This is a genomic window from Chryseobacterium sp. sg2396, from assembly GCF_042610505.1.
Taxonomy (GTDB): domain Bacteria; phylum Bacteroidota; class Bacteroidia; order Flavobacteriales; family Weeksellaceae; genus Chryseobacterium.
Window position 1 is genome coordinate 1 of record NZ_JBHGAQ010000022.1, and the last position, 14,364, is coordinate 14,364.

The following is a 14,364-nucleotide window of genomic DNA, read 5'->3' on the forward strand; positions in this document are numbered from 1 at the left end:
AAAAAAGATCAGTATATTTACCAGTATAAAGATCATTTGGGAAATGTAAGGATCAGTTTCGGAAGAAACAGCTCAGGAGCTTTGCAACTGGTGGATGTAAATGATTATTATCCGTTTGGAATGAATCATCTGAAGAGTGGGAATTCTTTCTTTGGGGCTGGGTCTTACAAGAACTATAAATTTCAGGAGCAGGAGTTGCAAGAGACTGGTTTCTATAACTTTAAGTGGCGAAATTATATGCCGGACGTGGGAAGGTTCTTTAACATAGACCCGCTTGCTGAAAAATTACCTTATAACAGTACTTATGCATTTGCAGAAAATAGAGTTATTGATGGTAGAGAGTTAGAAGGTTTAGAATGGGTAACAGTAAAAAATGATCAAGGAAAAACAATAGAAAGAAAATTGACTGTATCAGTAACGAATGATGCTGGACTTAATGAAAGGCAATATAATAGATTAATAGAGTCAATAAAAACAGATTTTTCAAGTGTATTTGGAGCTGACGGAGCAAGAGCTCAATTAACAATTTCGGATAATTCAACTATGAAAGTTAACTTAAGTAATCAAGTAAGTACACCATTGACGGATGCAAATGACAGTGAATATTCAACTTATCAAGGAGGTGTAACCGCAATCAGAGGAGAGAGTCAAGTAAATTCATTTAGTGTTACTGCTAAAGTTGATGGCACTCGACGAGAAACAAGTGATATTACCAGATCATTTAATCATGAAGCTGCGCATTCTGCTGGGTTAGATCATCCTTGGGAAAATAGAGATCATGTTTCCGATGTTAATCAGAATTCACCAACTGTTCAGCCAAATACAATTAAAAGCAATCTATTAAATTCAGGAGCTAATCCTAATGACAACTATAAATTAAATGCGAGTGGAACAAATTTAACTCCAGGTCAATTTAATTCGATGGATCGTAAAATCCAAAGTCAACAACCACGGCCGCCGCAAAATCCATAAAATTATGAAAGTATATATATTTTTTTTAATATGTTTGTTATTTAGCTGTAAAAGTCATAAAAATTCTATCCAGAAAAGTATATGTAGCAATAATTACGAAATTCAATATGACAAATCAAAAAAAAATTTATTGTCTAAAAAAGAAAAGGATAAAAATTATTTTTTAATTTATTTTGAAAACAATTTTAATGATAAAGTAAAATTAGATATTAATAAAAACAACATTTTTGATAGGTCAGTTATAACGAATAATAGCAACCCTGATGAGTATACAGGAAAATTAATATATAAAATGGATGGAAGTGATAAATATATTATGAATATACAGGGAGAAAATACTAAAACATGTTTTGAAATACCTCTTAATAAGTCATTTAGAATTATATATTTATTTTATTATCAAAATAAATGGATTATAAGATTTTCGAATCAGATAAGGACAAATTAAATAGTCGCTCCTTAACAAAATATCTTTCTCCCACTATCGCACGATTACATCGTGTAGCAGATAACAAAGAGCCCATCGTATTCACGGTGGGTTTGTGTGTTATGAAAGTCTTTAAGCTTGAATCTAAGTATCATTTAAACTTCCTCTTTAGAAATCCACTTTCCAACCGTGGGTGCTTTGTAATTCTTCATCATTTCCAAAAGATCTTCAATACGATCGCTGATCAGCAGCATATCCCGGTTGACCTGTTTTAAAAAACCTTTATCCACCATTGTCTGAACCATTCTAATAAGGTCATCATAAAAGCCATCAATATTCAGAATTCCGATCGGTTTTTGGTGAAGACCGAGCTGCGCCCAGGTAATCATTTCAAAGAATTCTTCCAGCGTTCCGTAGCCTCCGGGAAGAACGATCACGCCGTCGCAGAGATCATTCATTTTGGTTTTTCTTTCGTGCATGGTTTCCACGAGAATGAGTTCGGTCAGTTGTTTGTGGGCAATTTCTTTCGATTGTAAAAAATGGGGGAGAACACCGATAACTTTCCCGTTGGAATTCAACGCTCCATCTGCCACAGCACCCATAAGGCCGACATCTGCTCCGCCATATACCAATCGGATGTCCTGTCTGGCCAGGGTTTGTCCCAATAAGGTTGCCTGTTCTTTATAAATATCGTCCGAACCGAAACTCGATCCGCAGAATACGGTAATGCTTTTCATGATTTAATTTTAGATAAATAAAACAAAAATATCCAAAATCAAAAGACTTTGGATATTTCAGTATAGCAATTTTAGAATTTTATTTCTGTGGAATATTCGCTAAAATATCTTTCAGGAAGCTCCAGAATTTCTGGGTGGAAGGGATGTTGGCCTTTTCATCCGGCGAGTGCGCACCACGGATCGTCGGTCCGAAACTTACCATTTCCATTTCAGGGTAATTGGCCCCGATGATTCCGCATTCCAGTCCGGCGTGGCAGGCTACGACATGAGGTTTCTCCGTGAATTTTTCCGTATAGATCTTCTCCATCAGCTGAACGATCTCAGAACCCGGCTTCGGCTTCCATCCCGGATAAGAACCGCTGAAAACCGTATTCATTCCGGCCAGATCCGCTACCGATTTCAACTGTTCCGCCACAGAATCCTTTGACGATTCCACAGATGATCTGGAAAGATTTAAAATTTTTAAGGAACCTTCTTTTAATTCGACTCTTGCCAAATTGTTTGACGATTCCACTAAATCCTTTACATCCGGACTCATTCGGTATACCCCGTTGTGAAGTGATTTTAAAGCTAAAATGATTTTCTTTGAATCCGCCTCAGAAATAGCATGATCTGAAGTGGTGGCGTGTTCAATATTGATCTGAAGACCTGTTTCAATGCCTGCAAATTCTTCCAGGATTTCATTTTTAAGGCCGTTGGTCAGTTCATCTATGAATTCCTGTGCATTTCTAACAGAGGCAATCGCTACGGCTTCTCTCGGGATGGCATTTCGCAATCCGCCGCCGTCGATGGAAACCAGCTGTATGTTTTCTTTTTCCAGCGCTTTGTATAAAAGACGCCCCACAATGATGTTGGCATTCCCGAAACCTTTGTGGATATCCATTCCCGAATGGCCGCCCTGAAGTCCTTTTACTTCAAACCGGATGATCTGGCCTTTGGCCGCCTCGGTTTTATAATTCTGGGAAATTGTAACATCGATTCCTCCGGCACAGCCGATATCAATTTCATCGTCTTCTTCCGTATCCAGGTTGAGCAGGATGTCACCGGTCAGTTGTCCCGGTTTCAGACCTAAAGCCCCCGTCATTCCCGTTTCTTCATCGATGGTAAACAGGGCCTCCAGCGCGGAATGCGGGATGTCCGAACTTTCCAGGACCGACATAATCGTGGCTACACCGAGTCCGTTATCGGCTCCCAGGGTTGTTCCTTTTGCCCGTACCCAGTCGCCGTCGACTTCCATTCGGATACCTTCCGTTTCAAAGTCGAAATTCACATCATTGTTTTTCTGGCAGACCATATCCAGATGCGACTGAAGCACAACGGATTTCCGGTCTTCCATACCTGCGGTTGCCGGTTTCCTGATGATTACATTTCCTACGGTATCCACCGTGGTTTCAAGTCCGAGGTTTTCACCGAATTCTTTGATGAAGGCAATAACTCTTTCTTCTTTTTTTGACGGTCTCGGAACTGCATTTAATCGGGAAAAATTCTTCCAGATCACCTGCGGTTCTATGTTCGATAATTCCATTGAATTTATTTTTATCAAAATTACAAAATAAAAAAAAGCTTCCGTAAAAACGGAAGCTATATTTTTGCAGGAAGCCATAAGCCGTCTAACATCCGCATTCTCCATAGATCGGCAGCGTTACAACGGTTCCGTCAGGTTTTTCGATCCTGATGGTTCCTTCAAACAGCAGGGCTTCTTCGCTTTTGATTTTCTTTCCCTGTACGGAAATTTTATAATCGCCGCTTTCGATTTCTTTGCTCAGTTCTTCATCCACTTCCATATCGCTGGAAGAGATCAGGTTCATGGCTACTCGTTTCCCGTCCAGTTTCATGTAAGCGGTTTTCCCGGCATCATCGGCATAGATGTACTTTTCGTTTTCAAAATCAGTCTTGTTCTTGGCAAAATAACAGGAGCATTCTTTGATTTCTTTTGGGAAAGGAAAAGTGTCTACCAATATTTTACCGGAGGAAGTTTCTGCTTTTACCGTATCCTGAACAATCGTTACAGAATCTTTTTTTGCTGAACCGGAAATGGTTTCCTTATCCTTTTTACAAGCCACCAACAGGAAAGCTGAAAAGAAAATGATTACATATTTCATCGTAATATTATTTAATTAAAATTTAATTCTGAAATTAGAATTCATCAATTTTCTTCAGAATCGTATTTACCCAGTCTGTATTATCAACTGCTATAATAATTGTTTTAAAACCAAATTTTTTTCCTTCGATTTCCACCCCTGTTGAATCATCGATATGAACATCAATACCGAATTCAGGAGGAAATCTAGAAATATTTCCTCTATTTCTGATCTTTTTCTCATGCAGTTGCTGATTAATAACAAAATCAACCGGAATACCATGAGACAAAAACATTAATTTGATTTTAAAAACATTTCTGTAAGAAGTCGTGTAAATATAAATTTTATGTTTTCGGTCTCTTAATGCCCTAAATAATTCAATTGTTCCCAATCGGATTCTTTCAGCTCTGATCATTTTAGCAAAAAAAGATCTTTTTTCTAAAGAGAATCTGCTGTTGGAAATAATCGTATCATCTAAATCAAATGATATTTTAATAGATTGAAAACTGCTGGAATATTACTGTTGATATTATCCTCTTGCTCTCTCAAGCAGCGTCATCATCAGCAATGAAAGAATGACCAAACTTTCTTCTTCATCATCAATGTCGATCAGGCGGTCGAGCTGGAATCTTCTTCCGAAGAAAGACGGCATTTTTTTCAGTTTGAAATAGGCTTTTCCATCCATCCCCGTTACGGTATACGAAGGATTCAGGAAATAGCCTGTAAACATCCCGATCACCGGGATTTCTCCTACCATATTATCAAACACTTTCACCCATCCGTTGTCTTCCTGAATTTTGAATTTCGGCTGATCGTTGGCGTCCAGAATATCGTAGCTTGCTTTCCAGATGGAACGCATCCCTTTTCTGGCCAGTCTTCCGAAGCTTCGGCCAGTAGCAATTTCGCTTAAAGAATAGGAAGCGTTAAAATCGATCCATTGGTTGGCTTTGATTCTGAAAAGTTCTTTGGATTTGCTCTCGTCATTGAAAACAATCACATCTTCTTTCAGTTTGAACATTTTCTGACGGACGTAAGCTACATAATTCCCGTTTCTGTCCGTAATGTTGAAATCGCTCGAAAGCGTGGTAATCTTAAATTTAAAATCCAGCGGATAATTTAAGTTGTTAAGCGCCATTTGGTTTATTTTTCAAGTTAATATTTAGTGGATCAAAGATAAGATTTTTAATTGAAGAAGGGAAATAGGCAATAGAAGGTTTCCTATTTTTTAAAATAGAAGATACATGGTGTTTTCTGTTAAATTCTGAATTAAAACGGATGGATATCTTCTCTAAACTCTCAACAATAATCACTATTTTTGTGTTATGGATTACCCAAGTAAAGTATTGGCAAAGGCGGTGGAGGAAATCGCCGGGCTTCCCGGAATCGGAAGGAAAACAGCTTTGCGACTGGCGCTACATTTATTGAAGCAGCCCAATTCCAGGGCAGTGAGCCTCGGAACATCCCTTATCAGCCTTGTAAACGATATAAAATACTGTAAAGAATGTCATAATTTTTCAGATTTCGATGTCTGTGAAATATGCAGCAACGATAAGCGGAATGATGAACTGATCTGCATTGTGGAAGATGTAAGGGATGTGATTGCGATTGAAAATACCGGGAAGTACACTGGAAAATACCTGATTCTGGGCGGTAAAATTTCCCCAATGGAAGGGGTAGGGCCGAACCAGCTGAATATCCCGAGCATTGAAAAAAAGCTTAATGAGGGCACAGTGAAGGAATTTATTTTTGCGCTGAGTGCTACAATGGAAGGTGATACGACTGCATATTATATTTATAAAAAATTTAAAAATTCAGGTGTGAATTTTTCCAGTATCGCAAGAGGGATCTCGGTAGGAGATGAGCTTGAATATGCCGATGAGATTTCATTGGGCAGATCGATCATGAATAGGCTTCCTTACAGTGAAGGAAATCCTTAATGTAAATTTTCAAGATGATTTCCGTTATCATTCCGTTATATAATGCTGAAAAAACCATCCTGTCTGCACTGGATTCTATAAAAGCACAGACTGTGGATAAAAAGGAATTTGAAATCATTATCGTCAACGACGGCTCTACAGACGGAAGCAAAGAGGTTGTGGAATTATTCATCAGAGAAAATCCTGATTTGAATATAAAATTTTTGGAACAGTCCAATACCGGTGTTTCAAAAGCCAGGAATTCGGGTCTGAGAATAGCTTCAGGCCAATATATTGCCCTGCTGGATTCGGATGACGAATGGCTTCCGGAAAAAACCGAAAAGCAGCTGGCATTGCTTACGGATAAAAATATATCGGTAGATTTTATCGCTACCCGCCGGAATAACAATAAAATCCTTTTGCCGTACCGCGTGAAGAATAATATAGCGGAAATTACCTTTAAAAAACTGCTCCTGCGCAATGAAGCACAGCCTTCTACGGTTATCTTTAAGCGAAAAGTGCTGGAAAATACCGGATTTTTCAACGAAGACCAGCGGTACGCTGAAGACCTGAACTACTGGATGAAGATCTCCAGGAACAACAAAATGTATATTCTCAATGAAAGCCTGCTGATTGCCGGTGGAGGAAAGAGGACATTCGGGGTTTCCGGGCTTTCGGCCGATCTTTCCGCAATGGAAAAAGGTTTTCAGCGGAACCTGAAGGAAATGTATGCCTTAAAAAATATAAATTTTATTCAATATCTTCTACTGAAGGCTTTTTATAAGACGAAATACTTACTTTTGCTGACGAGAACCTATTATTATAATTTAAAAAAATAACCTAAGGAGATTCATATGAAGTTGTCCGTCATTATCGTCAACTATAATGTCACTCAATTGCTTCGGAACTGTCTTGCGTCGTTACGCAAATACCTGCCGGATACAGGCTGTGAAATAGTCGTGGTAGATAATGCTTCTGCAGATTCTTCCTGGCGAGAACTCATTCCCGAATTCCCGGAAGTTCTTTTTATCTCCTCCGAAACAAACGACGGTTTTGCCAAAGCCAACAATAAAGCCGTTAATGTCGCCAAAGGTGAATACATTCTGCTCCTGAATCCGGATACGGAGCTGGAGGGTTTTTATATGAATGAAATTCTGGACTTCGCTGTTTCCCAAAAAAATTTCGGATGCCTGGGCGTACGGATGCATGATGCGGAAGGCCGTTTTCTGCCGGAAAGCAAACGTTCGGTACCGGATATGTTCAATTCTTTTGAAAAGCTTTTTACCAACTTTAAAAAGAACAGTTCAAAGTCCTATTACCGCTTTGATCTCGATGAGCAGGCCGTGGCAGAAGTGGAGGTGCTTACCGGAGCTTTCCTTCTTATAAAAAGAGAGGTTTACGAAGACGTAGGCGGGCTGGACGAATCGTATTTTATGTACGGGGAAGATATTGATCTTTGCTATACGGTGCTGAGAAAAGGCTTCAGGAACTTTTATTATGGCAAAGCTTCGATCCTTCATCATAAAGGTGAAAGCACCGTAAAAGATGAAGTGTATCTGGAACGCTTTTATGGAGCCATGCATATTTTCATTGATAAATATTATAAAAGGTCCAAACCCTTACAATATTCCTTTCTGAAAGCCGGGCTGAATCTGCGGCATAAAATTGAAAAGATTAAGTTGAAGTAACAGGAAATCGGGCTAAGAGTTTTTTACCCGGATTTATGACATTAAAATAAAAAAGCAACTCCATACAGAGTTGCTTTTTCTATGTAAAATAATTATTTGCTTATTTAGTCGGTGCCGGTGTCTGAACCGGAGCAGTTGTAGAAGAAGGCGCAGCTTTCTGATTAGCCGGAGCTTCTTTTTTGGCAGGAACCTGAACCGGTGTCGCAGCCGATGGCTTACCTGTAATGACAACGCTTAACAGAATAAGAACGATAATTGTTCCCCCAAGCGTCCATGTTGCTTTTTCCATAAAGTCGTTGGTTCTCTGTACCCCGAACTGTGCGGAAGATGCACCTCCGAACGTGCTGGAAAGGCCTCCTCCTTTTGGATTTTGAGCCATGACAATGATTACCAGTAAGATGCTGGCGATCATAATAAGAACCATCAATAGTATAAATATAGAATCCATTAATTTGATATCTTTTTGAATGGGCAAATTTAATCTTTTTTTGCGGAATAGCAAAGAAAGAATCCTTTAAATGTTCCAAAAATAAAAAACGGCAACCAAAGCTGCCGTTTTTATGTAAATAAGAAGGTTTTTATTTAAAATCAGAATCTTTTGCCTGATTGATCTCGTAAGACTTCACGTTCATGGTCATGTCCATTCCCATCTGGTTTACAGAGATCGTGTAAGGCATTTTTACACCTGCCACATCTTTATAATTAGAGAATAAGGTAGGGACGCTGATCTCCTGTCCCTGTGCTTTTACCGTTCTGGTTTCCCCGGTCTTTAATCCGGTTTTAACGCTGTAGTAATAGGTTGTTTCAGGACCTTTGATTGCGTAAGAATCCTCACCACCGATTTTCTCGATGCCTGTCAGCTTATATTCAGGAGATTTGGCGAAAGTCATTTCTTCGAAAACCTCGGTATTCTTCTGTTTTTCGGCGATCTGCTCAGGAGTTACAGGAACTTTTCTGCCCATTTGCTCAGCATATCCGGTTTTCCCGTCAAAGACATCTTTAAAAACAGTCTGTCCCATAGTGGTAACCTGGGTCAACTCTTTTCCGCCCTGTGCCTTAATCGTTTTCACTTCGAGACTCTGCCCCTGCATAGACATCGCAGCGTTTATGGTATACGAAGAAATTTTGGAAACGTTCGCTTTCCCTCCGATGGCATCGATGTATTTATCGGCAACAGAAGCTACCGTTACATTGGCATCCACTTTTTTCGCAGATGGCTTTGCTACAGGATTGGCCTCCGTATCATAATATTTTACAGGGTATCCTAATTTTTCCAGTCCTTCAGAAATATCGGAAGCTTTACCGGCGATGAAAATTCTGCTTTGGTTTGGCATAATCGTCGATTTTACGGCATTCGATACATCGGCAGCCGTTACTTTATCGATAGATTTGAGGTAATTGGTGTAGAAATCATCCGGAAGATCTTGGATCTTCTGGTTCAGGGCAAATCTCGCAATCGTTGCAGGCTGCTCCAGGGCAAGGATGAAAGAACCTTTAAGCTTGGCCTTTGCATTTTCAAGTTCTTCAGGCTTTACGGCAGAAATGGCGTTAAGCTCGTTCATGAATTCTTTTACCGCTTTATCCGTTACTTCGTTCCTTACGCTTGCACTTGCAGAAAACTGCGGCGAATATTTGCTGGCGCTCATGTTTGAATAAGCTCCGTAGGTAAATCCGTTTTTCTCACGAAGGTTCATGAAAAGCCTTGCTTCACCACCACCGCCAAGGATATAGTTGGCAATGGTTGCCGGGAAGTAGTTGGCATCCTTCATCTTCAGCGTATTCAGATTGTTTAGGGAAACTACAGACTGTACGGCAGAAGGAACGTCTACCACATCGATCTCGGTTTTTGCAACATTGGCAGCGGGTTCTACCGGAGTCATCGGTGTGTTGGCTTTTTTCCATCCGCTGAAAGCCTTTTCAACCAAGGACTTTACTTTATCGAATTTCACATCTCCTACGATCACCAGATAAGCATTATCCGGAGCGTAATATTTTTTATAAATATTCTGTACGTCAGCCAGCTGGATTCTGTTGATGGATTCAACGGTTTCAAATTCGCCTCTTGACGTGTTTTTTCCGTACATCAAAGCGTTTGAAACCCTTGAAGCAATAGCAGAAGCATTTTTTTCTTCAGATTTCAGACCCTCGATTGCTCTGGCCTTGGAATCCTGGATTTCCTCTGCTGAAAATTTAGGATTAACGATAGCATCTGCCATTAAGCCCAGTACTTCAGGGAAATATTTTGAAAGTGAGTTGGCGGAAGCTCCGTTGGAAGAGAAATTCAGGTTAGCCCCAAGATAATCCACCTTTTTATTGAAGGCATCTTTGCTCATGCTTGTGGTACCGTTTTCAAACTGTTCCGCCATGATTTCGCTTACTCCCGTTACGTTTCCTTCATAGTAAGGAGGTCTGTCCATGGTAAGGCTTGCACTTACACGCGGAAGCTTGTTGTTTTCCACCACCATTACGGTAAGGCCGTTGCTCATCTTGAAAGTCTTCGGTTTTGCAATATTGATGGCCGGTGTCGGGCCCGGCTTCGGCATGGCGTTAAGATCTATTTTCTGTGCTGAAAACATTCCTGCGAAGAAAAACGCTGCAGCTATATATGTTAATTGCTTTTTCATTTGTAAAAATTTAATTTTTAATAATCATTTTTTAACTTAAAATCCAATAAGTTACTTTTTCTCAGGTACGTAGTTAATGATTACTCTTTGGTTGGAATTAAGATACTTTTTAGCAGCATTCTGAAGATCCTGTCTGGTGATCGATCTGTAAATATCGATCTCTTTATTGATTAGGTTTGTGTCTCCCATCAGTACGTGGTTCGTAGCCAATGAAGCCGCAATTCCCTGGATGCTTGAGTTGGCGTTCACAAACTGGTTCTCAAACTGGTTCTGAAGCTTCTGGTAATCTTCTTCGGAGATCAGGGTTGTCTGCAGCTTTTTTATTTCCGCATCGATGTCTGCCTGAAGAGCCGCTTTTGTAGTCTGCCCCATCGGGATTGCGAAGAAGGCAAAAATTCCATAATCCTCAAGACCCTGGTTGAAAGCCTGTACCTGAAGGGCTTTCTTATCCTGGTCCACTAATTTTTTATATAAAACGGAAGATTTACCGTTGCTTAAATAAGAAGAAAGCATGTCTAAAACATACGCATCTTTTTCTTTATTTGCCGGAGTTCTGTAGGCAAATACATATGCCGGAAGCTGGATGTTAGGATCCGTTGCCGTAACTTCTTTTTCCTGGGTGATCGGCGCGTCTTTCGCGTAGTTTTTAGGGTAAACCGTTCCTTTCGGAATGCCTCCGTAATATTCCTGGATCCATTTTTTAGTCTCTTCAGGCTTAATATCTCCTGCTACAACCAATGTTGCGTTGTTCGGAACATAGAACTTCTTATAGAAAGCCTGGAACTCTTCAAGCTTCGCTTCGTTAAGATCTTCCATAGAACCGATCGTCGGCCAGTTGTACGGGTGGTTGGTGAATAAGTTTTTCTGAATGGTAGTAAAAAGGTTTCCGTAGGGCTGGTTGTCCATTCTCAGCCTTTTTTCCTCTTTTACAACTTCTCTCTGAGTATCAACCCCGATCTGGTTGATAACGGCGTGACGCATTCTTTCCGCTTCCATCCAAAGTCCCAACTGTTCGTTGTTGGATGGGAAAGTTTCGTAGTAATACGTTCTGTCGTTGGTAGTATTAGCGTTGTTTTGCCCCCCGTTGGAAGATACGATCTTGAACCAGTCGCCTCTTTTGATGTTAGGAGTTCCTTCAAATAAAAGATGTTCAAAGAAGTGTGCAAAACCCGTTCTTCCTTTTACTTCATCTTTGGCACCAACATGGTACATTACCCCTGTAGTTACTACCGGAGCAGAATTATCCTGATGAAGAATTACGTGAAGACCATTCGGCAAGTCATATTCCTCAAATTTAATTTGTTGTGCATTCAGGGCCATTCCGAAGAAAGCCGCTGCAGCAACAGAAAGAAGTCGCTTTTTCATAAAGTAGAAATTGTTTTGTCAATAAGTCCCAAAAATACGTTAATTGTTACATTATTGAAATAAAATTTGTATCCGCAAAAATTTCTTTTCATAAGTTTTTTCAAATCATAAAAAGTGGTATTAAATTTATTAGTAAGAATTAGAATAAAAACTAATTTTGTAAATAAGAAATCCCTTTAATAATGAAAAACATTTCACACCAGAATATTTCTCATGATTCACTGGTCACTTTATTCAGCCAGGCACCGGTGGCGATGTCTTTGCTGATGGGTGACGATTTTATCATCAGTAATGCAAATGAGCAGATGCTTGAGCTTTGGGGGAGGGATGCTTCGGTAATAGGCGAATCGATATTTAAGGCAATTCCGGAAATAAAATCACAGGGGTTTGTAGAGATCCTGAATAATGTTTATCGGAAAGGTGAGGTTTTCAACGGTAATAAATGGCCCGTATTTTTAAATAAATATGGAAGCTATGAAGAGCATTTCTTTAATTTCATTTATTCACCGGTTTATAATGAGGAAAAAAAAGTAATAGCAATAAGCGTAGCCGCTACGGAGGTTACTGATCAGGTTATCTCGGAACGTAGGTTAATAGACAGCGAATACCGTTTTGAGGATCTTATTAAAAAATCGGATTACTGTATTGCGATTTATGAGACCGAAGATCTTTATATAGAGCTTGCCAATGAGCCGATGCTGAAGACATGGGGAAAAGATGCTTCGGTTATTGGAATGAAACTCGAAGATGCACTTCCTGAGCTGGAAGGCCAGCCGTTTATCGGTATCCTGAGAGATATTTTCAAAACAGGAAAGACTTATATGGCTACGGAAGATTCAGCAGACCTTGTCGTAGACGGTAGGCTTCAGACTTTTTATTATAACTTTTCATATAAGCCCTTAAAAAATTCTGCCGGTGAAGTATATGCGATCTATAATACGGCTGTAAATGTTACGGATCTTGTAGCCGCCAGGAAAGAAGTACAGGAAAGGGAAAAGAAATACCGCGACCTTGCTGATTCCATGCCGCAGTTTGTCTGGACCAGTGACAGGCATGGCAGGATCAATTACATGAATGACAATTGGTATAAACACATGGGATTCGATAAAAATGAAGATCCCAACGAAGCGCTCAGAAAAATTATCAGACCTGACATTTACCCTAAAATTTCAAAGATCTGGGAAGAAAGTGTAAGAACGGGTAAATCTTTCGAGGTAGAATATGAATTTGCAGATCCTGAAAATTCAGAGGTTTACCGATGGTTTTTGGGAAGGGCAATACCCAATTTTGATCAGAACGGAGAAATCAGTGAGTGGATCGGAACCTTTACGGATATTGATGATTTTAAACAGCTGCAGACACAGAAGGATAATTTTCTGGGAATTGCCAGCCACGAACTGAAAACACCGCTTACGAGCCTTAAACTATATACTCAGTTCATTGAGACAAACCTCAGCAAGCAGGGTGATCTTAAAAATGCTGAGGTAGCCAAAAGAATGAACAGCCAGATCGATAAACTGACGGAGCTTGTGAATGATTTACTGGATGTTACCAAAATCCAGAATGGAAAGATTCAGCTCAATGAATCAGAATTCGATTTTGACCAGCTTGCAGAAGATGTAATTGTAGAGCAGCAGATGACAGCAAGGCACAAAATTATTTTCCATAACAATGAAATCGGAAACGTAACGGCAGACCGGCACCGGATCTCACAGGTGATGAGCAATCTCATCAGCAATGCCATCAAATATTCTCCTGATGCTGATGAAATTATTGTATCTACTGAAATAAGCTGTAATATGGTAAAATTCAGTGTAAAAGATTTCGGAATTGGCATACCGGAAGATAAGCGGCAGAAAGTTTTTGAGCAGTATTACCGGGTAAGCGGTACCAAGGAACATACGTTTCCGGGCTTAGGATTAGGACTTTACATCTCATCGGAAATTATTAAAAGGACGGGTGGCAAAATATATGTTCACTCAATTGAAGGAAAGGGGTCTGATTTTTGCTTCGAGATACCTAAAATTAAAATATAAAACATGTCTACTTCTACCCAAATTTTAGTCTTGGATGACAGTCCTGCAATTGTTGATTCTATTGAAATGATGATGGAACTCGAAGGATTAAGCGTTGCCAAGTTCTATAAAGGATCAGATATGCTCAATGCCTTGATTTCACAACCCAAACCTGACGTTATCCTCATGGACATGTGGCTTTCCGGTGAAGATGGACGCGATATTTGCCGCACCATAAGAGCTGATGAAAATCTTCGTGATATTCCTGTACTTATCATGTCTGCCAGCCGCGGCCTTGAACAATCTGCCCTTGATGCCGGCGCCAACGATTTTATTGCGAAACCTTTTGATATGGGTGATATGATTACTCGCGTAAGAACCTATATCAAGGAAAATTAAACCATTTACATTTATCATTCTCATAAATTACAGTAAACCTTCAGGACTCCTAAAATTCTGAAGGTTTATTATATGTTATGTAATTAAATCCGGAGATCAATACTGACTAGCGTATAGATGTTTACGAATCAGAATTTGAA

At 39.7% G+C, this 14,364-nt stretch carries 15 protein-coding genes; 7 read left to right on the forward strand and 8 right to left on the reverse strand.

What is annotated here, in order from left to right:
• A partial coding sequence (locus tag ACED20_RS18610) for an RHS repeat-associated core domain-containing protein (RefSeq protein ID WP_378106254.1) occupies positions 1 to 972 on the forward strand: 972 nt, incomplete at its 5' end.
• A gap of 4 nt (positions 973 to 976) precedes the next feature.
• A complete protein-coding gene (locus ACED20_RS18615; protein ID WP_378106256.1) occupies positions 977 to 1,420 on the forward strand; it encodes a hypothetical protein in 444 nt (147 codons plus the stop codon).
• A 134-nt stretch (positions 1,421 to 1,554) separates the two neighbouring features.
• Here the strand turns inward: ACED20_RS18615 and ACED20_RS18620 are convergent, their stop codons facing one another.
• The 5 genes from ACED20_RS18620 to ACED20_RS18640 all read right to left on the reverse strand — a co-directional run bounded on the left by ACED20_RS18620 (position 1,555) and on the right by ACED20_RS18640 (position 5,352).
• Positions 1,555 to 2,136 (reverse strand): TIGR00730 family Rossman fold protein, encoded by a 582-nt coding sequence (locus ACED20_RS18620; protein ID WP_345767368.1) that lies wholly within the window; start codon positions 2,134 to 2,136, stop codon positions 1,555 to 1,557.
• Between the two features lie 79 nt (positions 2,137 to 2,215).
• Entirely contained in the window at positions 2,216 to 3,661 is a 1,446-nt protein-coding gene (locus ACED20_RS18625; RefSeq protein WP_345767369.1) for an aminoacyl-histidine dipeptidase, read from the reverse strand.
• 85 nt (positions 3,662 to 3,746) lie between these two features.
• Positions 3,747 to 4,238 (reverse strand): hypothetical protein, encoded by a 492-nt coding sequence (locus ACED20_RS18630; protein ID WP_345767370.1) that lies wholly within the window; start codon positions 4,236 to 4,238, stop codon positions 3,747 to 3,749.
• A gap of 34 nt (positions 4,239 to 4,272) precedes the next feature.
• Positions 4,273 to 4,632 carry a hypothetical protein gene (locus tag ACED20_RS18635; RefSeq protein ID WP_294306829.1) on the reverse strand — a complete coding sequence of 120 codons (360 nt, stop codon included), beginning with the start codon at positions 4,630 to 4,632 and terminating at the stop codon, positions 4,273 to 4,275.
• 114 nt (positions 4,633 to 4,746) lie between these two features.
• Positions 4,747 to 5,352, reverse strand: coding sequence for a hypothetical protein (locus ACED20_RS18640; protein ID WP_294306826.1), 606 nt, complete (start codon positions 5,350 to 5,352; stop codon positions 4,747 to 4,749).
• Positions 5,353 to 5,539: 187 nt separating this feature from the next.
• Between ACED20_RS18640 and recR the strand changes: the two genes are divergently transcribed.
• From recR to ACED20_RS18655, 3 genes are read left to right on the forward strand one after another with little or no spacing between them, the layout of a single operon-like run.
• Positions 5,540 to 6,154, forward strand: coding sequence for a recombination mediator RecR (gene recR, locus ACED20_RS18645; RefSeq protein WP_294203625.1), 615 nt, complete (start codon positions 5,540 to 5,542; stop codon positions 6,152 to 6,154).
• 14 nt (positions 6,155 to 6,168) lie between these two features.
• On the forward strand, positions 6,169 to 6,972 hold the full coding sequence (locus ACED20_RS18650; protein ID WP_294203624.1) for a glycosyltransferase family 2 protein: 804 nt from the start codon (positions 6,169 to 6,171) through the stop codon (positions 6,970 to 6,972).
• Positions 6,973 to 6,981: 9 nt separating this feature from the next.
• Positions 6,982 to 7,821 carry a glycosyltransferase family 2 protein gene (locus ACED20_RS18655; protein ID WP_378106289.1) on the forward strand — a complete coding sequence of 280 codons (840 nt, stop codon included), beginning with the start codon at positions 6,982 to 6,984 and terminating at the stop codon, positions 7,819 to 7,821.
• Between the two features lie 100 nt (positions 7,822 to 7,921).
• Here ACED20_RS18655 and secG read toward each other — a convergent pair whose 3' ends face one another.
• The 3 genes from secG to ACED20_RS18670 form a co-directional block, all read right to left on the reverse strand.
• Positions 7,922 to 8,269: a preprotein translocase subunit SecG gene (gene secG, locus ACED20_RS18660; RefSeq protein WP_294203620.1), complete on the reverse strand. Its 348-nt coding sequence runs from the start codon at positions 8,267 to 8,269 to the stop codon at positions 7,922 to 7,924.
• Between the two features lie 130 nt (positions 8,270 to 8,399).
• Positions 8,400 to 10,445 (reverse strand): M16 family metallopeptidase, encoded by a 2,046-nt coding sequence (locus tag ACED20_RS18665; RefSeq protein ID WP_378106260.1) that lies wholly within the window; start codon positions 10,443 to 10,445, stop codon positions 8,400 to 8,402.
• A 51-nt stretch (positions 10,446 to 10,496) separates the two neighbouring features.
• Entirely contained in the window at positions 10,497 to 11,810 is a 1,314-nt protein-coding gene (locus ACED20_RS18670; RefSeq protein ID WP_294294268.1) for a pitrilysin family protein, read from the reverse strand.
• Between the two features lie 182 nt (positions 11,811 to 11,992).
• Between ACED20_RS18670 and ACED20_RS18675 the strand changes: the two genes are divergently transcribed.
• Both ACED20_RS18675 and ACED20_RS18680 read left to right on the forward strand, forming a co-directional pair.
• Positions 11,993 to 13,846 (forward strand): ATP-binding protein, encoded by a 1,854-nt coding sequence (locus ACED20_RS18675; RefSeq protein ID WP_378106263.1) that lies wholly within the window; start codon positions 11,993 to 11,995, stop codon positions 13,844 to 13,846.
• Positions 13,847 to 13,849: 3 nt separating this feature from the next.
• Positions 13,850 to 14,224: a PleD family two-component system response regulator gene (locus tag ACED20_RS18680; RefSeq protein ID WP_294203614.1), complete on the forward strand. Its 375-nt coding sequence runs from the start codon at positions 13,850 to 13,852 to the stop codon at positions 14,222 to 14,224.
• The last annotated feature ends 140 nt before the right edge of the window (positions 14,225 to 14,364 follow it).

Coding starts and splice junctions, on each gene's coding strand:
- recR (WP_294203625.1), top strand. CDS start 5,540: ATGGATTACCCAAGTAAAGTATTGGCAAAGGCGGTGGAGGAAATCGCC.
- secG (WP_294203620.1), bottom strand. CDS start 8,269: ATGGATTCTATATTTATACTATTGATGGTTCTTATTATGATCGCCAGC.
- ACED20_RS18620 (WP_345767368.1), bottom strand. CDS start 2,136: ATGAAAAGCATTACCGTATTCTGCGGATCGAGTTTCGGTTCGGACGAT.
- ACED20_RS18680 (WP_294203614.1), top strand. CDS start 13,850: ATGTCTACTTCTACCCAAATTTTAGTCTTGGATGACAGTCCTGCAATT.
- ACED20_RS18650 (WP_294203624.1), top strand. CDS start 6,169: ATGATTTCCGTTATCATTCCGTTATATAATGCTGAAAAAACCATCCTG.
- ACED20_RS18635 (WP_294306829.1), bottom strand. CDS start 4,632: ATGATCAGAGCTGAAAGAATCCGATTGGGAACAATTGAATTATTTAGG.
- ACED20_RS18630 (WP_345767370.1), bottom strand. CDS start 4,238: ATGAAATATGTAATCATTTTCTTTTCAGCTTTCCTGTTGGTGGCTTGT.
- ACED20_RS18665 (WP_378106260.1), bottom strand. CDS start 10,445: ATGAAAAAGCAATTAACATATATAGCTGCAGCGTTTTTCTTCGCAGGA.
- ACED20_RS18675 (WP_378106263.1), top strand. CDS start 11,993: ATGAAAAACATTTCACACCAGAATATTTCTCATGATTCACTGGTCACT.
- ACED20_RS18615 (WP_378106256.1), top strand. CDS start 977: ATGAAAGTATATATATTTTTTTTAATATGTTTGTTATTTAGCTGTAAA.
- ACED20_RS18625 (WP_345767369.1), bottom strand. CDS start 3,661: ATGGAATTATCGAACATAGAACCGCAGGTGATCTGGAAGAATTTTTCC.
- ACED20_RS18670 (WP_294294268.1), bottom strand. CDS start 11,810: ATGAAAAAGCGACTTCTTTCTGTTGCTGCAGCGGCTTTCTTCGGAATG.
- ACED20_RS18640 (WP_294306826.1), bottom strand. CDS start 5,352: ATGGCGCTTAACAACTTAAATTATCCGCTGGATTTTAAATTTAAGATT.